We start from the raw sequence: 24,772 nt of genomic DNA, 5'->3' as shown, positions 1-24,772 counted from the left end.
TCTCCGAATGGCGGCTTTTTGATGTTAATGCTGTGCCAATGCGATGGTCAGAATGTAAAAGCGCTTGCACCCGGTAGTAAGGAGTGTTCTGGCACATTCTTCGAGTGTAGCGCCGGTGGTAAGAACATCATCGATCAGGATTGCGCTTTGCGGGCAAAAACCTTGTTTGACGGCAAATACCCCTTGCACATTCTCCCGTCTTTCCAGTTTGCTTTTGCCGGTCTGCGTTGCCGTGTATTTAACCCGTTCCAGCATTGCCCCGGACCATGGGATATTTGTAGCGCTGGAAAAGCCTTCGGCGAGCAGATCGCTTTGATTATAGCCTCGTTGCTTCCGCTTTTTAGGATGAAGCGGAATGCTCAAGATGATTTCGGCTTCCGGTAAATGTCCTGATGCCTTCAATTCCTGACCAAACATCTGCCCTAGCAATATCCCTACGTCCTTATTGCCTTTGTATTTCAATGCATGCAAGAGCTTTTGCACTTTACTTCTTTTTGTGAATAATAGAAATGAATGCGTAGCGTGCACTTCCGTAAGGTTCACAAACTTGAATTGGAGCGACTCGCTATTCAGACCGGCGGAACCGATGCGCGGCAGCGTAATGCGGCAAAGCGTACAAATAGTGGCTTCATTGCCTTGCAGTATCTGGTCGCAGCTCTCGCAGCAGCGCGGAAAAAGCAGATCGGCGAAATCTCGGAGAAGTTGTTTCAGGTTCATTTTTGTGTGATTCAATGAGTGAATTTCAACCTGTCTGAATACCTTTGCACGACATCAATCAATCGCCGCCGCCCATGACAACGCTGATCTTAAATGCCCAGGTAGTAAATGAAAACCAGGTTCAGTATTTAGACGTAATAATTGAAAATGGTCACATTAAAAAAATCGAACGGGACTTACAGCATGTGCAAGCGGACAGGATAATTGATGCAAAAGGGCTTTTTCTAATGCCGGGTGTGATCGACGACCAGGTACACTTCCGCGAGCCGGGACTTACGCATAAGGCGAATATTCATACAGAATCGAAAGCGGCTGTTGCCGGCGGGGTTACTTCATTCATGGAAATGCCTAACACCGTCCCCAATACACTGACTCAGCAGTTGCTGGAAGACAAATACCAGATCGGCGCCAACACGTCCCTTGCCAATTACTCTTTCTTCATGGGTGCGTCGAACGACAACTATGATGAAGTGATGCGTACCGACCCTACCCAAGTGTGCGGTATCAAGATATTTATGGGCTCCTCAACGGGAAATATGCTGGTAGATGCGCCCGAAGTGCTCGAAAGACTCTTTGCGAATGCACCTTGCATAATCGCGACGCATTGCGAAGACGAGCCGACCGTGAAGGCCAGAATGGCATTCTTCAAAGAGAAGTATGGCGATAATGTGCCTTACGATATTCATGCATTGATCCGGAACGAAGAGGCTTGCCTGAAATCTTCCACTTTTGCGAGCTCGCTTGCCCATAAGCATGGTACGCGCCTGCATATCCTGCATATTTCTACCGGCGACGAGGTGCATTTATTCGAACCAGGAACCCGCAAAAATGGCAAAATACTACTTGCGAACGGCCAACCGAAGCTCGTGACTGCCGAGGCCTGCGTTCACCATCTGTGGTTCGATGCGGAAGACTACCGGACATTAGGCAACGAAATCAAGTGTAATCCGGCCATTAAGGCGCCGCATCATAAAGAAGCGATCCTGCAAGCGGTGCTGGATAACCGTATTGATGTGATCGCAACGGACCATGCGCCGCACACGATCGAAGAAAAGGCGCAGCATTACTGGCAAGCGCCGTCAGGCTTGCCGCTGGTACAGCATACTTTGAACGTAATGCTCGAACTAAGCAGGGCAGGAAAAATTTCTATCGATCGTGTTGCCGAGAAAATGAGTCACGCCGTGGCCGATCTTTTCAATATCAAAGACCGCGGCTACATTCGCGAAGGATATTGGGCAGATCTGATCCTCGTCGATCCAAATGCGACGACACAGGTCGATCCTTCGACCATTTACGCTAAATGCGGCTGGTCGCCGTTTAACGGCACGGAGTTTCATTCACGCATTACCCATACATTCGTGTCGGGGCACCTGGCTTATGAGAACGGGAAGTTTGATGAAACGGTGAGAGGAAAGCGGTTAGCTTTTAGCCGTTAGGTAATCGTAATAATTCTGGATCACGTTCAGATCGGCCTCCGTCCAGTCGAGGCTGGGCAGGTCCTCAGGGTCGAGCCAGAGGATTTGCTCATGCTCCGTGAGGATAAAATCCGTTGTATTCACCTTGCAGATGAAGGGTACCAGCACGATTTCGCGCCAACCCTGGTCTTTGGAGGTTTCGGGAAGTTTATCGATAATCTGAACGGCCACATTGAGTTCTTCCATGATCTCACGGAAGAGAGCCTGCTCGTCTGTTTCGCCTTTTTCGAGTTTTCCGCCGGGAAATTCCCATTGAAGGGGGAAGGACAATGCCGCGCTACGCTGCCCGGCGAGTACTTTTCCATTATGTTCAATCACCGCACAAGGCACTCTCACCACTAACTTTTCGGAAACCAGTACTTCGATCATAGGAGGCGGTTACGCTAATTCACCGCAAAATTACTATTTCTAAACTTAACTTGTATGTGATTGTTAGAACTTCTTAAAAAGTTAACGCTCAGAACAATTCGCCGGAACGATGCCGTGGCAATATGCCAAGGTGCTTGAATGCTTTTTCAGTCACTTCCCGTCCGCGGGAAGTCCGCTTCATATAACCCTCCTGGATCAGGAATGGTTCGTAAACTTCCTCGATCGTTTCGGCCTCTTCCCCACAGGCAGTAGCAATGGTCGACAACCCTACCGGCCCGCCTTTGAATTTTTGAATAATCGTGCTAAGAATGCGGTTATCCATCTCATCGAGGCCGTTCTGATCTACATCCAATGCCTGCAAAGCCATTTCGGCAATGGCCACGGTAATGCGGCCATTGCCTTTCACCTGCGCAAAATCGCGTGTTCTGCGCAATAAATTGTTGGCAATACGGGGCGTACCGCGGCTGCGCCGCGCGATTTCATAGGCTGCATCATCTTCCAGCGGCGTTCCCAAAATGGCAGCCGAACGTTTGAGAATGGACGTCAGCAGCTGTGCATCGTAATATTCCAGCCGTGCATTGATCCCAAACCGCGCACGCAGGGGCGATGTAAGCATGCCGGCGCGCGTGGTGGCGCCTATGAGCGTGAAAGGGTTGAGGCCGATCTGGATGCTGCGGGCATTGGGGCCGCTGTCGAGCATGATGTCGATCTTGTAGTCCTCCATGGCGGAATAGAGATATTCTTCCACAACAGGATTCAAACGATGGATTTCGTCGATAAAAAGGACGTCGTGCTCCTGTAAGTTGGTAAGCAGGCCGGCAAGATCACTAGGCTTGTCAAGTACGGGACCCGAAGTTATTTTGATCCCCGAACCGAGCTCATTGGCAATGATATTCGATAAGGTGGTTTTACCCAAACCCGGAGGGCCGTGTAATAAGACGTGATCGAGGGCATCACCACGCTGGCGGGCCGCCTGCACGAATATTTTCAGGTTTTCAAGAATCTTGTCCTGCCCTGTAAAATCCTCAAAAGACAGCGGCCGCAATGCGCGTTCGATGTCTTTATCGGTATTTGAAAGGTTTTCTTTATCTCCGGACAGATAATCCTGGCGCATAGTCGGTTGAATAGGCAGTGAAAACCAGCCGTCCGGTTCAGCGGCGGCTGGTTTGTTATTGGTTAACCAAAAATAACTGTTTTAATCTGCAAAAGGAAAGCCTAGCGGATCACCATCACCGAACCGCGCTTGACGATCGGGTTGCGTTCGGGATAATAGAGGGCTTCATAGGAAAGCACATAAGGATAGCTTCCCGGTTGGACTTTCAGGCCTTTATAAGTTCCATCCCAGCGCGCTTCGATATCCGTGGTGGCATAAATAACCTCACCCCAGCGGTTGTAGATGCGTATGGAGAAATTGGTGTAATAGGCCCCGAATATTTCAAGGATCTCGTTATGTCCTTCCCCATCGGGCGTGAATGCGTCGGGAATAAAAAATCGCGGCTCGCATTTATCGATCACTTCGGCGGTTTGCTCGGTTACGCAGCCTTCCTTGTTGGTGGCGCGTACAATGTATTTGCCTTCCTGATTCACCGTAATGGTTTGCGTTGTCGCGCCCGAATGCGGCCAGAGATATTCATATGGCTCTCGTCCGTTGGCGTCGAGTGTTACGGATTGGCCGTCGGGGATACAAATGTAGTTTTCAGGCGCCAGGCCGAGGATTGGGGAAGGCAGCTCGCCTACCTTGATCGTGTCGGAATTGTAGCAGTCGTTTCTGTCTTTAACCACCACGATATATTGTCCTGGCTGACCGATCGTCACCTCCCGGGTACCTTCACCGGTACTCCATTTGTATTCGATCCAGCGGTCGCTTTGTACCCGGAGCACAATGGAACTGTCGCGGCATAATGTAGTGTCGGGGCCGATGGAGAACGCCGGTGGCTTGCGTAACGTAATCTCGATCGTATCGGCAGCGTAGCAATCGCCCTGCGGCCCGTTGAACGCGATAGCGATATAACGGCCGGTAGAAGTGGCATTATAAGTACGGCCACGGCCAACAACACGTCCGCGGTTGATCCATGCATAAACTTCCGCATTAACCTTCATATCCAGCGGAACGTAGGCGCCGCAGGTATCTTTGTCGGGCCCCAAATTGATGTTCGAAGGTGTTTCATAAATGGTAACCTCCTGGACGATCGTGGTGTCGGTACATTTGTTGGTGGCGCGCATGGCTACCATGTAGGTGCCTGGCTTTGTGTAAGTGTAAGTCGCTTGCTGCTGCTTGGAAGGTGTTGTGAACGAGCCGTCTCCAAGGAAGTCCCACGAATACGTGTCCTCGATCGGGTCGCACATCGGGCTGGCTTGGAAAGTCGTAGGCTCGTTCGTACAGAATCCGTCCGCCTCAAATCCAGGCCCCTGCGATTCCTGCGTGAAATCCTGGACCATATTCGGCAGCCCCAGCTGGCTTTTTTTACCGCCGAGGTTCGCGCCATCACGTTCGTAGTCGACGCCCGTTAATGAATTTCCTTCCGGCTCACCGATCACCGCGAGATACTCGCTCCCCTGAATAGCCATGTAAATCCGCCCATCCGGGCCGAACTGCAGTGCGCCGTATTTCTGGGTAGCAGAACTGTCGATCGTGATAGCCGTCTCAATAACGAGGCTGTCGGGCAGCGAGAGGTCATATTGTTTCAACAGGGATTTCGTGCCGTTTTCGCCCTGGAACGAGACATACATTTTTTCACCGCTCGGCGAGAATTCGATACCATAGGCAATAGGCGGCGCGGGGCCGAGGTCCATGGTTTTTTTGTAGGTTAATGTCCCCGTTGAATCATTGAAACTATACAACTCGACATAGTTTCGCGCAGGTCCCGGGATTACCACTGCCAGCTGGCGTTCGCCGGTGGTACTGTCGGGCGATGAAAATTTCATATAACCTTCGGCCTTGTTGAGGCTGTCGTGCGCCATACCGAGCTCGGGGGCGCTTACTTCTACGAGGCCGCCGGTCGTCGCGTGGAAAATGCGGAATTTGTTGGTGCCGTAATCGTGCGAAACGACCCAATAAGTGCTGTCCCGGTCGTTGCGGACGGAGGCAATGCGCTCGGTGGTGGGAGTTTGGAGTGTTGTATTTTGTTCAATAATCTGACCAAGACCATGGTTGCGGCGCATATCTACGACACTCACTGTCAGTAGCTTTTCACCATTGATATCCGATGTCGTGAATACATTATACAGGTACTCGCAGCCTCTGCAAGTTGGCTGGGGCACAATGAGGACCGATTGTGTGGAATTCGGGCTACCCTTCATCGGCGCGCATGCCCCGAACGTACAGGTCATTTCATCCCCGTTCTTATTCCATACCTTGATACCATCGGAGTAAAAGAGCAGCTGTCCTTTCGAGTTGGCGATCGAAGAGGTCCCTTCGGGCGTATTCAGCTTGCCGTCGGTTAATGGGGAAGGAGGGGTATTGGAAAAATCGAGACCTGCATTACCGCCGAAGTACCATTTGGAGCCTTCCTGCGCCTGCGGTTCCATACATATCTTTACATTGATACGGTTCTGAATTTTACAACCGTTGGGCATGATCACCTCTACCGAGTAACAGCCTGAACTATCGACTTTCAAGGTCTGCGTCGTATCGCCTTTGGGATACCATATATATTTGGCGCCAGCCGGTGCCCCGTTGGGATAAGGATCGAGGATCAGCGTATCGCCTTTACAGATGGTGGTATCGATTTTCCATTCCTGGAATTCGGGGGGCAACTCGCCGATTTGTACGACCTTGGAAACCGTTTCGGAAGCTCCGCTTTTCAATGTACGGACAAGAGTAACCGTATAAGAACCCGGTGCCATGTAGGAATGCTGCGGGTTGCGTCTGGTATCGGTTGCACCGCCTTCGCCGAAGCTCCATTGCCACTTTGTGGCCACGCTGACGGTGTCCCGGAATGAAGTCGAATCGGCTTCACAATCAGGATTTTGCATGCATTGTCCTTGTGCCAGAAAGGGCGTCTGCGCCATGGCATTTGCGCCGACGAGGAGCATAAGCAGGCAGAAGACATAAAAAAATCGGTGATATCTATTATAAAATCGCCCCATGTTTCGTTACTTGTTCAAACACCCCTAGCCGCCTCATAGAATATTCAGGTTACCCGACATTACTAACGAAAATAAAATGTTAAAATTTTGTGCGGTAATGTCGTAAAAACCACTCTATTTTGAATATTAATACGCAATTTGAGGATAATTTGTGAATTTAATCAGGTAATTTTTTTGAGCCCGGAATGGGGCCGTTTTTAGGTAAGCGGCAAGCCAACACATCTATGACCAAGCGTTTACTTCCTCTCTTTCTACTGACACTGCTTTGCCTGAAAGGTTGGAGCCAGGATCCGCAATTCTCGCAGTTCTATGCGAACCCGTTATACCTTAACCCCGCATTGGCCGGAGGGGCGCTGGCACCGCGCGCGACCATTAATTATCGTAACCAGTGGCCTTCATTGTCGGCCAACTTTGTGACGACGTCCATCGGTGCAGATATGTTCCTACCCAACCTTAACAGTGGCGTCGGCGTGCTTGTAACAATGGACAGCCAGGGGTTGGGGAATTTAAAATCGACCGAGGCGGCACTACAATATTCGTATCAGATCCAGTTCAATGAGCTTACTTCACTACGCCTGGGAATCCAGGGCGGTGTAGCTTCCCGTACCCTCGATTATTTCGGGCTGACGTTCGGCGATCAATATAACAATGGCGGATTAACGGGACAGCCTTCGGAGGATCCATTTGCGAAGGGCGGGCCCAATGTGTTCTACGCTGATTTTGGTGCCGGTGCGATGCTCTATTCCGACTGGTACTGGGCCGGTGTTTCGGCACATCACCTCAACCGTCCCGATCAGGCATTTTCCAGCCTGACCCAGGCGCGGCTGCCGGTAAAAGCCAGTTTGCAGGCCGGGTTGCGCATTCCGTTTGCAGGATATACATTTCTGGGAGATGAAATCGACAAAGAAAAAACGATTTCACCGGCGATCATGTACAAAAAACAGGGCAAGTACGACCAGTTTGATGCAGGGATGTACGTAACCATCGAGCCTCTGGTGATCGGGGCCTGGTATCGTGGCATTCCCTTCAAAAAATACGAGCAAAATATCAACAACCACGAGTCGCTGATATTCCTCGCCGGGTTCCGTCAGGATAAATTTTCTATCGGTTACAGCTACGATTTGACGATTTCGACATTGGGTGCGGGCAGCGGCGGTGCACATGAGATCTCGCTTTCTTATGTTTTTGCTCCGCTTGAATCAAAACCGAAGCGTCCCAAAGCCCGCAAGCGTCAGCTTTCTTGTCCAAAGTTCTGATTTGCTTCGAAAATAATTAGTGGTAAAGTAAATAGGGTAAACTCGGTTTGGCAAGGTCTTTTCAGGTGGTTATCCACTAACAAAAAGATGCTTAAATACCATGCATAACTACCGAAACTTCAATTTCCTTTTCACTCTTTTGCTGCTTGCCGTTACATTAAGCACCGTGGCGGCGCCTCCCAAGCGGGAATTTTACGAAATCAAAATCTACCATCTTAAAAATGCAGACCAGGAAGCGCGCGTTGAAGCATTCCTGAAAGACGCATATGTTCCTGCTGCGCACCGTGCCGGGATTAAGAATGTGGGCGTGTTCAAACCGGTGGCTACCGATACCATGGCGGGAAAGTTGATTTACGTGCTCACGCCGTTAAAATCCCTCGACCAGCTCTTGGCATTGCCTAAAACTTTGGATAAGGACGCGGCCTATGTCTCATCGGGTAAAGATTACATCGACGCGAATTACAAAACGCCGCCTTACGCACGGTTTGAGTCGATTGTCTTGCAAGCCTTCACCAGCGCGCCGGTACTTACAAAACCGGACCTTACGGGGCCTAAAAGCGAGCGTGTCTATGAACTGCGCAGCTACGAAGGACATACCGAGAAGATTTACCAGAATAAGGTGAAGATGTTCAATGATGGAGGTGAAGTGCCATTATTCAAACGCCTCGGTTTTAATGGAGTATTCTATGGCGAGGTTATCGTTGGGAGCCACATGCCGAACCTGATGTACATGACTACCTTTGAGAACAAGGCTTCCCGCGACGCACACTGGAAATCGTTCAGTGAAGATGCAGAGTGGAACAAGCTCAAAGTAAACCCCGAGTATCAGAACAACGTCTCAAAAAACACCAGCTTCTTCTTGTATCCCACCGAATATTCGGATATCTAGCATCTGAAAACGGTTCAAGTCATTTTGAAATGATGAACCAGGGCCGTTCCGTTTTCGGGAAGGCCGGTTCATCATTTTTTGTTTTAAAACCCAACAGTATGAAAGCCGCTATTTTAAAGAACCTTCACGAGCCGCTGGTTATTGAAACAACTCAAAAACCTAACCCGGGGCCGGGAGAAGTGCTCGTCGAAGTGAAAGCCGCATCGATCAACCACCGCGATGTATGGATACAAAAAGGCCTTTATCCACGGATCACAACCCCTATAATTCCAGGCTCCGACGGTGCGGGCATCGTAACTGAGGTGGGCGATGGCGTGGCCAAAAGCTGGATTGGAAAAGAAGTGATCATCAATCCATCTCAAAACTGGGGCGATAATCCTGATTTTTACGGCGAAGATCATAAAATCCTCGGCCTTCCGGATAATGGCACGCTTGCGGGATATGTGAAGACCGACGTTAAGTATCTGGAAGAAAAACCGGCGCATTTGTCATTTGAAGAAGCAGCCGCATTGCCGATGGGCGGACTCACTGCGTGGCGTTCGCTTATGACGCGTTGCCGGTTCAAAGAAGGGGATCGCGTATTGGTGACGGGCGCGGGCGGAGGTGTAGCACTATTTGCAGTTCAGTTTGCCATCGCTGCGGGTGCGGAAGTGTGGGTAACGTCCGGTTCCGACCAGAAAATACAGAGAGCCATCGAGATGGGTGCCAAAGGAGGGATTAACTATAAAAATCCGACCTGGTTCCGCGATCTGCTCGTGAAAGCGCGCGGACCAAAGACGGGGTATTTCGATGTGATCATCGATAGCGCCGGCGGTCCCGGTTTTGCAAAACTGATCGATATCGCCGCGCCCGGCGCCCGCATTTGCTTCTATGGAGGCGGAACAGGCAACATTACCGATATTGTCCCTGCGAAAGTGTTCTTTAAGCAGCTCAATATCTATGGCAGCACCATGGGTACGGAGCAGGAGTTTGCCGATATGGTACAGTTCGTAAACGAAAAGCAGATTGTGCCGGTTATCGACAAGATATTTTCGCTGGATGAGGCCGAACAGGCGCTCCGTTACATGGATTCCGGCCAGCAGTTCGGTAAGATCGTCCTTTCAATATAGGATCATTTTCTAACGGCGTCAATCGCCGCGCGGACGCTACCGTGCTCGTCGAGCAGCGATTGCGCCTCGTCGGGGGAGATATTCAGCTCGTCAATGATCATGTACAACGCCCTGTTGACCAGTTTTTCGTTGGTGAGCTGCATATCGACCATTTTATTGCCTTTCACTTTGCCTAGGCGTATCATTACCGACGTTGAAATCATATTCAGCGCCAGTTTTTGGGCTGTACCGGATTTCATTCTCGTGCTTCCCGTCAAAAATTCGGGCCCAACCACTATTTCCACCGGGTATTCGCAGGCTTTGGCTACCGCGGAACCGTCATTACACACCACGCAGCCCGTCAGCAAACCTGCATTGCGGGCTTCATTTAAACCACCGATTACATAAGGTGTGCGGCCCGAAGCGGCTATTCCTATTAATGTATCATTTGCATTCGGCTCGTAAATCGCCATGTCTTTCCACGCCTGATTCCAGTCGTCTTCCGCATTTTCGACTGCTTTGCGAATCGCAGTGTCACCACCGGCGATGATTCCTACTACCAAATCGAAAGGCACACCGAATGTCGGCGGGCATTCCGACGCATCCACAACGCCCAATCGTCCGCTGGTTCCGGCGCCAATATAGAACAGCCGCCCCCCCTTTTGCATTCTCGGAACGATCTGTTCTACCAGGGCTTCGATCTGCGGGAGCGATTTCTGAACGGCATGCGGTACGGTCTGATCCTCGCGGTTGATGGAGGTGAGTATCTCGCGTACACTCATTTTTTCGAGATCATTATAGTTCGAAGACGATTCGGTAGTCATCATAGCGTTCGTGTTTTTTGAAATCCAAAATTAAATGTTTTCCGATAACGATGTTGCACCGGGAGGAAATTTGGTATTTATCATAGATTAATAACAAAAAAAGCTTTGAATGTTTGGAAAATAAAAAGATTGGCTCCTAATTTGTAACACCAAGTTAAAAACAGCGAAATTTCGCTAGACTTAAATGTTACGCTAATGAAATCAACAATTATCGTCCCGGTCCTACTTATTGTCACGCGTTAAGCGTGAGTGGGATGATAGCACATATCTGGCACCTCACTCACCCAATGAGTGAGGTGTTTTTATTTTAAATACAATCATTCACCAATGGCGACAGAATTAAACAGATTTTCGAAGACCCTAACCCAGGAAGTAACCAATCCGGCCGCACAGGCAATGCTTTATGGAATTGGTTTGAAAGAAGAAGACTTTGTTAAACCGCAGATCGGGATTGCCAGCACAGGTTATGAAGGTAACCCATGCAACATGCACCTCAACGGCTTGTCGGTGTATGTGAAGCAAGGCGTGACGGCCAATGATATGGTCGGCCTGATCTTCAATACCATTGGTGTTTCTGATGGTATGACCAACGGAAACGACGGTATGCGCTACTCGCTGCCTAGCCGTGACATTATCGCGGATTCGATCGAAACCGTGGTGGCTGCGCAATGGTACGATGGTGTGATCGCGGTGGTGGGTTGTGATAAAAACATGCCCGGCGCCATTATGGCGATGGCGCGCCTCGACCGCCCTGCTATTATGGTGTACGGCGGAACGATCCGTTCGGGACACTATAAAGGACAGAAACTGGACATCGTTTCGGCATTCGAAGCATTGGGCAAGAAGTTCGCCAACAATATTTCTGACGAAGATTATAAAGGAGTAATCCAGAATTCGATCCCTGGCCAGGGTGCTTGCGGCGGTATGTATACTGCGAATACGATGGCATCTTCGATCGAAGCAATGGGATTGAGCTTGCCGTTCAGCAGCTCGTATCCGGCTACGCACGAAGGCAAGCAGGAAGAATGCAAGAAGATCGGTGCGGCGATGAAGAAGCTGCTCGAGCTGAACATTACCCCGAAGGATATTATTACCAAAAAGTCACTTGAAAACGCATTGACAGTGGTAATGGCGCTGGGTGGTTCTACCAACGCGGCATTGCATTACCTGGCAATCGCTCGCGCTGCCGACATTCCTTTGACTTTGGATGACATTCAGGTGATTTCTGACCGCACGCCATTTATCGCTGATTTGAAACCGAGTGGTAAATACTTCATGGAAGATATCCTGGCAATCGGTGGTGTTCCTGCGGTGACCAAGTATTTGTATTCCAAAGGCCTGATCCACGGAGATTGCATTACTGTAACTGGTAAAACAGTTGCTGAAAACCTTGCAGAAGCGCCTGACTTGAATTTTGAAACACAAAAAATGGTGTTCCCGATCGAAACACCGATCAAGCAGACAGGCCACATTCAGGTGCTTTACGGTAACCTTGCTCCCGAAGGTTCGGTTGCGAAGATTACAGGTAAGGAGGGTCTTACATTCGATGGCGAAGCGAAAGTCTGCGAGCACGAATCGGAGATTATTGAAATGCTTGCCAAAGGTGAAATTAAGGCCGGCCACGTGGTGGTGATCCGTAATGCAGGTCCGAAAGGTGGGCCGGGCATGTCGGAAATGCTGAAACCTACTTCTGCGGTAATGGGAGCAGGCCTTGGCGACAAGATCGCATTGATCACCGACGGTCGTTTCTCAGGCGGTACGCACGGTTTCGTAGTAGGCCACATTACACCGGAAGCATTCGACGGCGGCCCGATCGCATTGGTTAAAGATGGCGACCGCATTAGCATCGATGCCAACACCCGCGTACTGACTTTGCACATTTCCGATGAAGAAATGGCAGCCCGCAAAGCAGCCTGGGTACAACCAGCGCCACGCTTTACAAAAGGTATGCTGGGAAGATATATCAGAACCGTGAAATCAGCCAGCGAAGGTTGCGTGACTGACGAAGCGTAAAATTCACGACAGAAATTCATCCGACTAAACAATACAGAGGTCATGGGATTTAATGAAAATCAAACTGCAACAATTCAGGGCTCGGAACCGGTGGTTTCGGTGGCCAAGCCGGAGCTGATCAATGGCTCGCATGCGGTCATCCAGTCGCTGATCGCCGAAGGTGTTACAACCATTTTCGGGTATCCGGGCGGGGCGATTATGCCGGTGTATGATGCGATTTATGACTATCAGGATCAGATCCACCATATTCTCGTGCGCCACGAGCAGGGCGCTGCACACGCAGCTGAGGGCTATGCGCGTATTACGGGTGAAGTGGGGGTTTGTCTGGTAACTTCGGGACCAGGCGCTACCAACCTGGTAACGGGTATTGCCGACGCGATCATCGATTCAACACCCATGGTCTGCATTATCGGCCAGGTTGCATCGCATTTGCTCGGTACCGACGCATTCCAGGAAACGGACGTAATGGGAATCACCATTCCGATCACGAAATGGAACTACCAGGTCACCAATGCGGATGAAATCCCTGAAATTATCGCCAAAGCATTTTATATAGCTAAATCAGGCCGTCCCGGACCGGTTTTGATCGATATTACCAAAGATGCGCAGCAAAAGTTGATGACGAAGCCTTTTGTTCACAAAAAGACGGAGGCTTTGCTAAGCTATCACCCGCGTATCGCTCCGAAAGACGAGCAATTGGCTGCGGCTGCAAAGCTGATCAATCAGGCAAAACGTCCGTTCCTTTTCGTAGGTCATGGCGTACGGATTGCCGGTGCGGAACAGGAATTGATCCAATTCATTGAAAAAACAGATATTCCCGCTGCTTCGACGCTCCTTGGGCTTTCGTCTATGTCGGTTGACCACCCCAATTACATGGGCTGGCTCGGAATGCACGGAAATTACGGTACCAACGTCCTGACCAATCAATGCGACCTCATTATCGCTGTCGGAATGCGTTTCGACGACCGCGTAACCGGTGATTTGAGCCGCTATGCGAAACAGGCGAAAGTAGTTCATATTGAAATCGACCCGGCGGAGATCGACAAGATTGTGAAGGCAGATGCTCCGGTAGTAGGTGATGCTAAAGTCGCGCTGGAATTGCTGCTTCCTCTGGTAAATGAGAACAATCACGAAGCCTGGAAAGCGGAATTCAAAAAGTACGATGCGATTGAAGATCAGAAAATTACGCAGCCGGAACTAGCACCGACTACAGAGAAGATCAAAATGGCGGAAGTGATCCGCACGCTTTCTGATAAAACCAAAGGCGAAGCGGTGATTGTGGCGGACGTGGGTCAGCACCAAATGATGACTGCGCGTTACTACCAGTTCAAAAAACCTAGCTCTTTCATCACATCGGGCGGTTTGGGAACGATGGGCTACGCATTACCGGCCTCATTCGGAGCGAAAGTAGGCGCCCCCGATCGCGAAGTAGTGGCGATCATCGGTGATGGTTGTTTCCAGATGACCATCCAGGAGCTGGGTACCATCGCACAAAGCGGCCTGCCCGTGAAGATTATCATTCTGAACAACAATTTCCTCGGAATGGTACGCCAGTGGCAGCAGCTTTTCCACCAGAAACGCTATTCGTTCGTGGAGCTGCAAAACCCTGATTTTATTACCATTGCAAGAGGTTTTGGCATCGATGGTCATACCTGCGGCGCACGGGAGGATTTGAATGCTTCTCTTGATAAGATGCTGGCATCCGACAAGCCTTACCTGCTGGAAGTTTTGGTGGAGAAAGAAGAGAACGTATTCCCGATGGTACCAACCGGAGCTTGCGTAGCGGATATTCGTTTGGAGTAATATAAAAGCCGAAGAAATTATGACATCATACACCATTTGTGTTTTCACTGAAAACACGATAGGCATCCTTAACAAGATCACGACGATTTTTACCCGGAGACGCATCAATATCGATAGCCTGACCGTTTCTGAAACCGAACGTAAGGGTATTTCCCGCTTTACGATCGTCATCCGTCATGAGTCGCGTGACGCGGTGGAGAAACTCGTCCGCCAGATTCGCAAGATTATCGAGGTGCTGGCTGTTTTCGGATATCTCAATGAGGACATCGCTTATAACGAGATCGCATTGTTCAAGGTTTCGACGCCAATTGGTGCCAAACCGCTCGATATCGAGACGATCAACAAGACCTACAAAGCCTGGGTCGTGTATTGGCACCTCACCTATGTGATCATCCAGAAGACCGGTACGGAAGAAGAGATCTTTGAATTTTTCGACTATATCAAACCCCACGAGATCCTCGAATTCGTTCGTTCGGGCCGTGTGGCGGTGAGCAAATCGCCTCAGACACTGGTAGATTATCTGCCGGAAGCTGAGTGGGAATATTACCAATAGTCGGTCAACTTTTAGTAGTATTGCTTTTTAATTCGTAGTAAATCAATAATCCAATCAATAATCAATGGCAAAATTAAATTTCGGCGGGGTCGAAGAAGAAGTAGTAACCCGTGAAGAATTTCCACTCGAAAAAGCACGTGAAGTACTTTCTACTGAAACTATCGCTGTAATTGGTTACGGCGTACAAGGCCCAGGCCAAAGCTTGAACATGCGTGACAACGGATTCAATGTAATCGTTGGTCAGCGTAAAGGTGGTAAGTCTTGGGACAAAGCCGTTGCTGACGGATGGGTACCGGGCGAAACGCTTTTCGAATTGGAAGAAGCATTGGCAAAAGGAACCATCATTTGCTATTTGCTTTCAGATGCTGCTCAGATCGAGCTATGGCCAACTGTTAAGGCAAACCTTACTGCTGGAAAATCACTGTATTTCTCACACGGTTTCGGTGTAACTTATAAAGATCAGACTGGCATCGTTCCTCCTGCTGACGTGGATGTTTACCTGGTTGCTCCAAAAGGATCCGGAACATCGCTTCGCCGCTTGTTCGTAGAAGGAAAAGGCTTGAACTCTTCTTTCGCGGTATTCCAGGATGCTACCGGCAAAGCACGTGAAAAATGTATTGCAATGGGTATCGGAGTAGGTTCAGGTTACCTGTTCGAAACTGATTTTTACCGTGAAGTAACTTCCGACCTAACCGGCGAGCGTGGTACTTTGATGGGTGCTATCCAGGGTATTTTCGCTGCACAATATGAAGTGTTGCGTTCAAATGGCCACACGCCGTCAGAAGCATTCAACGAAACTGTTGAAGAATTGACTCAGTCGTTGATGCCATTGGTTGCTGAAAACGGTATGGACTGGATGTACGCTAACTGCTCTACAACTGCACAGCGTGGTGCTTTGGACTGGTGGAAACCTTTCCGTGACGCTACCAAGCCTGTTTTTGAGCAACTTTACAACTCTGTAAAAAGCGGCGAACAAGCTACGATCTCGATCACCCGCAACTCACAGCCTGACTACCGTGTGAAACTGGAAGCTGAGCTTGCAGAATTGCGCGAATCAGAAATGTGGCAAGCAGGTACGACTGTACGCGGATTGCGTCCAGAGCGCAACTAATCTCGGACTTAAGTCCGGGGTTAGCCCGGGCTATCGGTCCACATAGACATAGACAGAGCTTTGCAAACTGCAAAGCTCTTTTCATTGATGATCATGAGCACTTCACATTCCGTTCCGACTCTCGATAACATATTCCTCGCTGCCGAACGCCTGCGCGGGGTTATTAACCACACACCGATATTCTATAATGCGCATCTTTCGGAGCAGTACGGGGCTAATATCTACCTCAAAAGGGAAGACCTTCAAACTGTCCGCTCCTACAAAATCCGCGGCGCATATAATAAAATGGCGAGCCTCACACCCGAAGCCCTCGCAGGCGGGGTAGTGTGCGCGAGCGCGGGCAACCACGCGCAAGGCGTAGCGTACGCGTGCCGGAAAATGGAGGTAAAAGGCGCCATTTTCATGCCTACTACCACACCGGCGCAGAAAGTGAAGCAAGTGCGGCTGTTTGGCCAGGAATGGATTGAAATACATTTGGTAGGCGACACTTACGACGATGCTTATCATGCCTCAATGGCCTACCGCGACAGTACCAATGCCGTTTTTGTGCATCCATTCGATGATTTGCAGGTAATTGAAGGCCAGGGAACGGTGGGCCTTGAAATTTTCAAAGATGCGGATTTCAAAATCGATTACCTGCTGATGGCGATCGGTGGTGGTGGTTTGGCGTCGGGTATTTCCACTGTTTTCAAGCAGCTCTCTCCCAAAACACAGCTTATCGGCGTGGAACCGGAAGGCTCGCCTACCATGCATCGATCCATCCAGGAGGGGCATGTGGTGACGCTGGACAATATTGACAAGTTTGTGGATGGCGCGGCCGTGCGGCGTGCGGGCGACATTACATTCGATATTTGCAGCAAGAGTTTAAATCAAATCCTGCTTGTGCCTGAGGGCAAAGTTTGCTCTTCGATTTTGCAACTATATAATGAAGAAGCAATCGTAGCCGAACCTGCCGGCGCGTTGACAGTGGCGGCATTGGACCTGATCCGGGAAGATATCAAAGGCAAAAACGTTGTCGTATTGATTAGCGGTGGTAACAACGACATTACCCGTACCGAGGAGATCAAGGAGCGCTCGTTGCTTTATGAGGGATTGAAGCATTATTTTATCATCCGTTTCCCGCAACGCTCGGGCGCATTCCGGGAATTCCTGAATGTCCTTGGTCCGAATGATGACATTGCGCGTTTTGAATATGTAAAGAAAACCAACCGCGAGCAGGGGCCTGCATTAGTCGGCATTGAATTAAAAAGCAGGGAGGACTTTGCACCGCTGATCGAGCGAATGGATGCGAACCGCGTGGTTTATGAGTATCTGAACGATCAGCCGGATTTGTTTCAGTTTATGGTTTAAATATTACGGATATCATTCTATGAATTCAGGTTTACGAAGTAACTCGCGTTGCTTGCTTATCGGCGGATTGGTTGCCATAGCGGCTCTTTCACGCGGCTTTGGTCAGGGGAAAATGCTGGATAGCTATATCGTTTCGGCTAAGGGTGATACGGTCAGGGGCTTTATCCGTTACGACGGCTGGGGTACGAGTCCGATGACCGTCGATTTTGCCAGAGAAAAGGATGGCGGAGTCGAAAAAGTGGGACCGGGCGCGGCGGCACAGTTTTACATTTCATCGCTTAACGAGCGTTATATCAGTAAAAGGATTGGGATACTGAATATCGATTTGAGCAAAACATATGAATTGGCACCGTCTTTCGAGGCCACGGATTCGGTAACGGTTTATTTGCGCCAGGTAACCTCTGGCCCGAAAGCGGCTTTACTGGAATATCTGGATCTGACCGAGCAGTCGCATTTCTTTCTGGAAAAGGACGGGAAGTTGACGGAACTGTTCAATTATCCTTTTTACAGAGTGACCGGCGGAAAAAAGTACCTCATTCAATATGATGAGTATGTGCGCCAGCTACCGGTGTTACTGTCCGACGGTGCGGATAATGGCCCTGTTCGTAGCTATTCGGCAAAGGATTTAGGGCGCTATGTCGACCGTTACAATGGAGTGAGTGCTTCGGAAAAGCAGCGCAAAGGTGCCGCCGCTGAGTCGGAGATGGAGGTAGACGCGTATGTGATGGGGGGTATCGAGGCTTGGGAGGAGACCGATGTTAATCTGGGGGCAACGCCTACATTCGGAGCGGGGTTGCGGATAAACCTGCCGAGAAGATTTCACAACAGGTATTTCAAAATACTGTTTGCGACAATGCCGGGTGTTTCGGTGAGCAAGGTGTACAATTACATCCCGGACGAAAAGATCAGTTTAAACACATTGGATGTTGGTGCAGGAACTTACATAGGTTCGGGTGATTTTCGGCCTAACATCGGTTTTGAGTATAGCTTTCCCATGGATAGCTGGCGGACTTCCATCTTGGGGCCGCATGTTGGTATTTCTTATCGGAGACGGTTCAGTCTTGAAGTCACGCATTTCGCGAATTTTTCATCGTTGTTTTCAGACGACGTTACATTTTTCAATCGCCCGCGCATCAGTTTGAATTACTATATGAACCTGAACAAACTTTTTAAAAGCGGGAGATAGCCGCCGACCTACAATGCTCCGCGTACCATCCGACATCAGCTCCCAGGAATTCGAGTCCCTGAAAATTCAGGATATGACCTTCGTGGCCTATCGGAATGAAGTGTATCCTTCTAAATATGATGTGTTTTTTGAGGAACATGCGGTGATTGTGGTGTTGGAAGGAGAAAAAAAATTCACCAGCCCTACGCAGGAAGTACATGTTGAGAAGGGGGATATTCTCTTCATTCAGAGGGGCTTTTATCTGATGTCGGAATCCATTCATGAGGCTTACAAAAGCCTGGTTTTCTTTTTTGATGAAAAGCTTCTGAAAGAATTCGTAGGGCTGCATCCCGAGCTTTTCGGCGCGCAGCAACCTTCCGAAACCGTTGAGTATCCGATTCTGCTTTTGAAATCCGATGATAACTTTGAGAAGTTCATCCAATCGGTATTTCCTTATTTCCGCTCACGTACGGAGTTGAAGAACCACTTTCTGAGGCTGAAATTCCAGGAACTGCTGCTGCATTTGATGGAGCTGGATAATTCAAACCAGCTTCGGGGTATTTTGTATAGTCTCTATAAAGGCGAAAAGGTCGATCTTTCTTTTTTGATGAACAGCTACTATTTGAAACCGCTTACATTGAATGAGCTGGCGCGGCTATCCGGGCGGAGCCTTTCGGCATTCAAACGTGACTTTCAGGATGAATTCAACACTTCCCCTGCATTGTGGCTGAAAAACAAGCGGCTGGATTATGCGGATTTCTTGCTGAGGAATAGTACGAAGAACGTTTCGGAGATTAGCACGGAGATCGGGTACGAGAGCGTTTCGCATTTTATCAAGACTTATAAAGAGAAGTACGGGACTACGCCGAAGCGGCAGGGGTAAATTAAAACAGTCCGTGAACAATATCCGGAAATCGAATGGATGAGAATCATCCGGTCGCGGCACATTCTGGTACATGATTACGCAGGGATTGATTATGAGATAGTTTGGCGAATTATCGAAGTGCATTTACCTCCATTAAGAAACGCACTGCGTGATATTTTGAACGACTCCAAATAAAGATTTCCGCTCAAACTACTGCCCCAAACCAAAATCACTATTTTTTGAACCTTTACCGTTATACATATTCGTTTGAATTTGCGGTAATTTGTAATGTCGGTTCTCCTTTTGAGAAAGGCGTTGATTATCAGCTCTTTCTTTGAAGCCTGAACGACGAGGCGAAATTCTAATTTTAATCAAAATGAGTAATCAAGCGAGTACCCTTTTCGACAAAGTGTGGGATGCCCACGTTGTCCGTAAAATCGAGGACGGTCCCGATGTTTTCTTCATCGACCGCCATTTTATTCACGAAGTAACAAGCCCTGTTGCTTTCCTAGGACTCGAAACCAGAGGCATTGGCGTGATGTACCCGGAGCGCACGTTCGCAACGGCAGATCACAACACTCCGACCATTAACCAACACCTTCCGGTAGCCGATCCGCTTTCTGCGAACCAGCTGAAAGCCCTTGAATCAAATGCTGCGAAATATGGCATTTCACACTGGGGACTGGGTCACGCTCGTAATGGTATTGTGCACGTGGTAGGACCTGAAAACGGTATTACGCTTCCTGGTATGACCATCGTTTGCGGTGATTCCCACACTTCTACCCACGGTGCATTCGGCGCGATCGCGTTCGGTATCGGTACTTCGGAGGTGGAAATGGTGCTTTCTTCGCAATGCATTATGCAGCCTAAGCCTAAGAAGATGCGTGTAAACGTGAATGGCCAGCTGGGTAAAGGTGTAACTCCGAAAGACGTAACGCTTTATATCATCTCGAAACTGACTACTGCCGGTGCAACGGGTTATTTCGTTGAATATGCAGGTGATGTGTTCGAAAATATGTCGATGGAAGGTCGTATGACCGTCTGCAACATGAGCATCGAGATGGGTGCACGTGGTGGTATGATTGCTCCCGACGAAACAACATTCGCCTACATCAACGGCCGCGAGCAAGCTCCGAAAGGCGAGAAGTGGGACAAGGCACTGGCTTACTGGAAAACTTTGAAAACAGATGAAGATGCTGTTTTTGACAAAGAATACAATTTCGATGCTGCCGACATCGAACCGATGATCACTTACGGTACCAACCCGGGAATGGGTCAAGGTATCAGTAAAGCGATCCCTACTTCGGATCAGGTGGAAGGGGGTAAAGCTACTTATGACAAGTCGCTGAATTACATGGGCTTCCATGAGAATGAGAGTATGCTGGGCAAGAAAATCGACTACGTTTTCATCGGTAGCTGTACCAATGGCCGTATCGAGGACTTCCGTGCATTCGCTTCTATCGTGAAAGGCCGCAAAAAGGCGGATAATGTAACAGCGTGGATCGTTCCGGGCTCGCACATTGTGGAAGCGCAGATCAAAGAAGAGGGTATTTTGGATATTCTTACAGAGGCTGGTTTCGAATTGCGTCAGCCAGGCTGCTCGGCTTGTCTTGCGATGAACGACGACAAGATCCCGGCCGGCAAATATGCGGTAAGTACTTCCAACCGTAACTTCGAAGGTCGCCAGGGTCCAGGCGCGCGTACCTTGCTCGCGAGCCCGCTCGTGGCAGCTGCCGCTGCCGTAACCGGCGTAGTAACCGACCCAAGAACGCTTTTATAATCAGCACCAAAACAATGGCTTACGATAAATTCACCATACTGAAAAGCTCGGCAGTTCCTTTGCCGATTGAAAACGTAGATACCGACCAGATCATCCCGGCGCGCTTCCTGAAAGCGACCAAGCGGGAAGGTTTTGGCGACAACCTGTTCCGCGACTGGCGGTATAACGGCGACGATACGCCGAAGCAGGATTTCGTTTTGAACAACCCTATTTATTCCGGCAAAATTCTTGTAGGAGGCCACAACTTCGGTAGTGGTTCCAGCCGCGAGCACGCTGCCTGGGCAATCTACGATTACGGTTTCCGCTGCGTGGTTTCCAGCTTCTTTGCAGATATTTTTAAAGGGAACTCATTGAATATCGGTATTTTACCGGTACAAGTGAGCCCGGAGTTTCTGAACAAGATATTCGAAGCGATCGAAGCCGATCCTAATGCGGAACTGGAAGTAAACCTGCCCGAGCAGAAAATCACGATCCTCGCGACCGGCGAAAGTGAGTCTTTCGACATCAATGGTTATAAAAAACATAACCTGACGAACGGCTTCGACGATATCGATTATCTGCAAGCTATGAAGGGGGAGATCAAGGAATTTGAAGCAGAGAGAATATTTTAACGGGCTGTCGGCGATCGGCAGTCGGCTGTCGATTTTTCTGACCGCCGACTGCTCATTGCCGACGGCTGACCGCCTATGAACAGCCGCTATATTGAAATAATGGATACGACACTTCGCGATGGTGAGCAAACCAGCGGGGTGTCGTTTTCCGCATCAGAAAAACTGACCATAGCCCAGATCCTCTTGCAGGAAGTGAAGGTCGACCGCATTGAAGTAGCCTCGGCACGTGTGTCGGAGGGTGAATTTCAGGCGGTTAAAAAAATCACGGATTGGGCCGGTGCGAATGGTTTTTTGGATAAAATAGAAGTACTCACATTCGTCGACGGCGACGCGTCCATCAACTGGATGGTGCAGTCCGGCGCGAAAGTGATGAACCTCCTCACGAAAGGGTCTCTTAACCATTTGACCCACCAGCTTAAAAAATCGCCGCAAGAACATTTCGAAGACATTCGTAATGTGATCGAGCTTGCGGAGACGAAGGGCATTCAATGCAATGTGTACCTGGAAGATTGGAGCAATGGCATGCGCAGTTCGCATGATTATGTATTTCAGTCGCTTGATTTCCTTACCACATTGCCGGTAAAGCGCATACTTCTTCCCGATACGCTGGGTATTCTGACGCCGTCGGAATCATATTCCTTTGTGAAGGAGATAGTAGACCGCTATCCAAACCACCATTTCGAATTCCACGCACACAATGATTACGATCTGAGCGTAGCGAACGTCATGGAAGCGCTTCGCGCGGGTGCGCACGGGCTGCACCTGACCGTGAACGGTATGGGTGAGCGTACGGGCAATGCGCCGCTCGCGAGCACGATTGCCGTCCTGAATGACTTGATGCCCGAATGCACGACGGCCGTGAATGAGAAGTCGCTGTACTCGATCAGCAAGCTGGTGGAGACTTTCTCGGGTATTCGCATTCCTGCCAACAAGCCCATTGTAGGGGAAAGTGTTTTTACCCAAACAGCTGGTATCCACGCCGATGGCGATAAGAAGCACAACCTCTATTTCAGTAAATTGATGCCCGAGCGCTTTGGTCGTCAGCGCTTGTATGCATTGGGTAAAACTTCTGGGAAGGCCAATATTGAAAATAACCTACGCGACCTGGGTATTACGCTTTCGGACGCCGACCTTAAAAAGGTAACGCAGCGGATTATCGAGCTCGGCGATCGCAAAGAAGCGGTTACACCCGAAGACCTTCCTTACATTATCTCCGACATTCTCGACAGCGATGCTATCGAGGAGAAGGTGGTAATTACCAATTACGTGCTCACGCATTCCAAAAACCTGAAACCTTCCGCCACATTGCAGATTTGTTTTGGCGAAGAGGTTTTTGAGGAAAATGCACAGGGCGACGGGCAGTACGATGCGTTTATGAATGCATTGAAAAAGATTTACATTAAAAAAGGGATCAGCCTGCCTATGCTGACCGACTATACCGTTCGCATTCCTCCGGGCGGTAAAACGGATGCATTGTGCGAAACCATCATTACCTGGGAAATTAATGGGAAAGACGTGAAAACCCGCGGCCTCGATTCGGACCAAACGTTCTCGGCGATCATGGCCACGCAGAAAATGCTGAACCTGATCGGTATTCCGGAAGAAAAGGTCACTCCCGAACCATTAGTTGATGTATTGCCGTGATGTGATGCGTCTATTTATTTATAATTTATTGATTATCAATTAAACCACTTGATGAAAAAGCATATCCTTATCGTTCCGGGCGACGGAATCGGACAAGAAGTTACAGAGGTAGGAAAGGCAGTGTTGGTAAAAATCGCCGAGAAGTTCGGCCATGAATTCACTTACGACGAGGCATTAATGGGCCACGTAGCGATCGAAGCTACCGGTAACCCGCTTCCTGACGAGACATTGGAAAAGATGCGCAATTCCGACGCAATTCTTTTCGGTGCGGTAGGTCACCCAAAATATGACAATGATCCTACTGCCAAAGTTCGTCCTGAGCAAGGCTTGCTGAAAATGCGCAAGGAGCTGGGCTTGTACGCCAACCTTCGTCCTATCAAGTTGTTCGATGAACTGCTAGGGGCATCTTCTATCCGTCCTGAAATCCTGAAAGGCTCGGATATCCTTTTCTTCCGCGAACTTACCGGCGACATTTATTTTGGAGAAAAAGGCCGTAAAAACGATAACAACACTGCTTACGACATCGCTGAATACAGCCGTTACGAAGTAGAACGCATAGCCCGCAAGGCTTTCGAAGCTGCTCGTACGCGTGGAAAGCGCCTTTGCTCTGTGGATAAGGCAAACGTACTGGAAACCAGCCGTCTGTGGCGCGAGGTGATCCAGGCTTTGGCTCCTGAATATCCCGACATCACCGTTGAGCACCAGTTTGTAGATGCAGCAGCGATGATGCTCATTAAGGATCCTAAGCGTTTCGACGTAGTTGTGACGGCTAACCTCTTCGGAGATATCCTTACGGACGAGGCGAGCCAGATCGCCGGATCGATGGGAATGCTCGCTTCGGCGTCGGTCGGCGACAGCACAGGCGTTTATGAACCGATTCACGGCTCGGCGCACGACATCACCGGTAAAGGTGTTGCAAATCCGCTGGCATCAGTGCTTTCGGCGGCATTGCTTCTCGATATTTCATTTGGTTTGAAAGAAGAATCGGAAGCGATTATTTCGGCGGTCGACAAGTTGTTGAAAGATGGTTTCAGAACGCGCGACATTGCCGATGCTACCACGCCGGCTGACAAGGTTCTGAACACGCAACAGGCTGGTGAAGAGCTTTTGAAAAGAATATAAAAAATATCAAAGTTTTGCCAAACAATATTTGTTGCAATCAAAACTTAT

General features: G+C 49.4%; 21 protein-coding genes. 16 read left to right on the top strand and 5 right to left on the bottom strand.

All coding sequences use genetic code 11. From position 1 onward, the window contains the following. Window positions 1-24: 24 nt before the first annotated feature. Window positions 25-717: a ComF family protein gene (locus tag IEY24_RS28740; protein ID WP_188938724.1), complete on the bottom strand. Its 693-nt coding sequence runs from the start codon at window positions 715-717 to the stop codon at window positions 25-27. A 74-nt stretch (window positions 718-791) separates the two neighbouring features. Between IEY24_RS28740 and IEY24_RS28735 the strand changes: the two genes are divergently transcribed. Beyond that, window positions 792-2,153, top strand: coding sequence for a dihydroorotase (locus IEY24_RS28735; RefSeq protein ID WP_188938723.1), 1,362 nt, complete (start codon window positions 792-794; stop codon window positions 2,151-2,153). On the opposite strand, the gene IEY24_RS28730 is transcribed toward IEY24_RS28735, so the two are convergent. The 3 genes from IEY24_RS28730 to IEY24_RS28720 form a co-directional block, all read right to left on the bottom strand. Beyond that, on the bottom strand, window positions 2,136-2,561 hold the full coding sequence (locus IEY24_RS28730; protein WP_188938722.1) for a (deoxy)nucleoside triphosphate pyrophosphohydrolase: 426 nt from the start codon (window positions 2,559-2,561) through the stop codon (window positions 2,136-2,138). The two genes, IEY24_RS28735 and IEY24_RS28730, sit on opposite strands and share 18 nt — an antisense overlap. Before the next feature lie 88 nt (window positions 2,562-2,649). Further along, the gene (gene ruvB, locus IEY24_RS28725) at window positions 2,650-3,675 is read right to left on the bottom strand and encodes a Holliday junction branch migration DNA helicase RuvB (RefSeq protein WP_188938721.1); all 1,026 of its coding nucleotides are present in this window, start codon (window positions 3,673-3,675) and stop codon (window positions 2,650-2,652) included. Between the two features lie 101 nt (window positions 3,676-3,776). Beyond that, on the bottom strand, window positions 3,777-6,596 hold the full coding sequence (locus IEY24_RS28720; protein ID WP_188938720.1) for a PKD domain-containing protein: 2,820 nt from the start codon (window positions 6,594-6,596) through the stop codon (window positions 3,777-3,779). Window positions 6,597-6,874: 278 nt separating this feature from the next. Between IEY24_RS28720 and IEY24_RS28715 the strand changes: the two genes are divergently transcribed. The 3 genes from IEY24_RS28715 to IEY24_RS28705 all read left to right on the top strand — a co-directional run bounded on the left by IEY24_RS28715 (window position 6,875) and on the right by IEY24_RS28705 (window position 9,904). Beyond that, complete coding sequence (locus IEY24_RS28715; protein ID WP_188938719.1) at window positions 6,875-7,906, top strand: PorP/SprF family type IX secretion system membrane protein; 1,032 nt, start codon at window positions 6,875-6,877, stop codon at window positions 7,904-7,906. Between the two features lie 100 nt (window positions 7,907-8,006). Continuing rightward, window positions 8,007-8,795: an NIPSNAP family protein gene (locus IEY24_RS28710; RefSeq protein ID WP_188938718.1), complete on the top strand. Its 789-nt coding sequence runs from the start codon at window positions 8,007-8,009 to the stop codon at window positions 8,793-8,795. 98 nt (window positions 8,796-8,893) lie between these two features. Next, on the top strand, window positions 8,894-9,904 hold the full coding sequence (locus IEY24_RS28705; protein ID WP_188938717.1) for a quinone oxidoreductase family protein: 1,011 nt from the start codon (window positions 8,894-8,896) through the stop codon (window positions 9,902-9,904). A 2-nt stretch (window positions 9,905-9,906) separates the two neighbouring features. Here the strand turns inward: IEY24_RS28705 and murQ are convergent, their stop codons facing one another. After that, a complete protein-coding gene (gene murQ, locus IEY24_RS28700; protein ID WP_188938716.1) occupies window positions 9,907-10,710 on the bottom strand; it encodes an N-acetylmuramic acid 6-phosphate etherase in 804 nt (267 codons plus the stop codon). 324 nt (window positions 10,711-11,034) lie between these two features. On the opposite strand from murQ, the gene ilvD reads away from it, so the two are divergent. From ilvD to leuB, 12 genes are all read left to right on the top strand, one after another. Continuing rightward, on the top strand, window positions 11,035-12,720 hold the full coding sequence (gene ilvD / locus IEY24_RS28695; RefSeq protein WP_188938715.1) for a dihydroxy-acid dehydratase: 1,686 nt from the start codon (window positions 11,035-11,037) through the stop codon (window positions 12,718-12,720). 42 nt (window positions 12,721-12,762) lie between these two features. Next, window positions 12,763-14,523, top strand: coding sequence for a biosynthetic-type acetolactate synthase large subunit (gene ilvB, locus IEY24_RS28690; protein ID WP_188938714.1), 1,761 nt, complete (start codon window positions 12,763-12,765; stop codon window positions 14,521-14,523). Window positions 14,524-14,542: 19 nt separating this feature from the next. Then, on the top strand, window positions 14,543-15,076 hold the full coding sequence (gene ilvN / locus IEY24_RS28685; RefSeq protein WP_106595787.1) for an acetolactate synthase small subunit: 534 nt from the start codon (window positions 14,543-14,545) through the stop codon (window positions 15,074-15,076). A gap of 64 nt (window positions 15,077-15,140) precedes the next feature. Then, window positions 15,141-16,187, top strand: coding sequence for a ketol-acid reductoisomerase (gene ilvC, locus IEY24_RS28680; RefSeq protein WP_188938713.1), 1,047 nt, complete (start codon window positions 15,141-15,143; stop codon window positions 16,185-16,187). Window positions 16,188-16,280: 93 nt separating this feature from the next. Then, the gene (gene ilvA / locus IEY24_RS28675) at window positions 16,281-17,537 is read left to right on the top strand and encodes a threonine ammonia-lyase IlvA (RefSeq protein WP_188938712.1); all 1,257 of its coding nucleotides are present in this window, start codon (window positions 16,281-16,283) and stop codon (window positions 17,535-17,537) included. A 19-nt stretch (window positions 17,538-17,556) separates the two neighbouring features. Further along, on the top strand, window positions 17,557-18,723 hold the full coding sequence (locus IEY24_RS28670; RefSeq protein WP_188938711.1) for a hypothetical protein: 1,167 nt from the start codon (window positions 17,557-17,559) through the stop codon (window positions 18,721-18,723). Window positions 18,724-18,736: 13 nt separating this feature from the next. Then, entirely contained in the window at window positions 18,737-19,585 is an 849-nt protein-coding gene (locus IEY24_RS28665; protein ID WP_188938710.1) for an AraC family transcriptional regulator, read from the top strand. Beyond that, window positions 19,586-19,762 (top strand): HepT-like ribonuclease domain-containing protein, encoded by a 177-nt coding sequence (locus IEY24_RS33160; protein WP_369009299.1) that lies wholly within the window; start codon window positions 19,586-19,588, stop codon window positions 19,760-19,762. Window positions 19,763-19,943: 181 nt separating this feature from the next. Continuing rightward, window positions 19,944-21,347, top strand: a complete 1,404-nt coding sequence (gene leuC / locus IEY24_RS28655; protein ID WP_188938708.1) for a 3-isopropylmalate dehydratase large subunit — start codon at window positions 19,944-19,946, stop codon at window positions 21,345-21,347. A 14-nt stretch (window positions 21,348-21,361) separates the two neighbouring features. Then, on the top strand, window positions 21,362-21,958 hold the full coding sequence (gene leuD / locus IEY24_RS28650; protein WP_188938707.1) for a 3-isopropylmalate dehydratase small subunit: 597 nt from the start codon (window positions 21,362-21,364) through the stop codon (window positions 21,956-21,958). A 75-nt stretch (window positions 21,959-22,033) separates the two neighbouring features. Beyond that, on the top strand, window positions 22,034-23,602 hold the full coding sequence (locus IEY24_RS28645; protein ID WP_188938706.1) for a hydroxymethylglutaryl-CoA lyase-like TIM-barrel protein: 1,569 nt from the start codon (window positions 22,034-22,036) through the stop codon (window positions 23,600-23,602). Window positions 23,603-23,653: 51 nt separating this feature from the next. Further along, window positions 23,654-24,724 (top strand): 3-isopropylmalate dehydrogenase, encoded by a 1,071-nt coding sequence (gene leuB, locus IEY24_RS28640; RefSeq protein WP_188938705.1) that lies wholly within the window; start codon window positions 23,654-23,656, stop codon window positions 24,722-24,724. Window positions 24,725-24,772 lie beyond the last annotated feature (48 nt).

This window comes from Dyadobacter endophyticus, assembly GCF_014641595.1.
Taxonomy (GTDB): Bacteria; Bacteroidota; Bacteroidia; order Cytophagales; family Spirosomataceae; genus Dyadobacter; species Dyadobacter endophyticus.
This window is presented reverse-complemented; position numbering and strand designations above follow the sequence as displayed.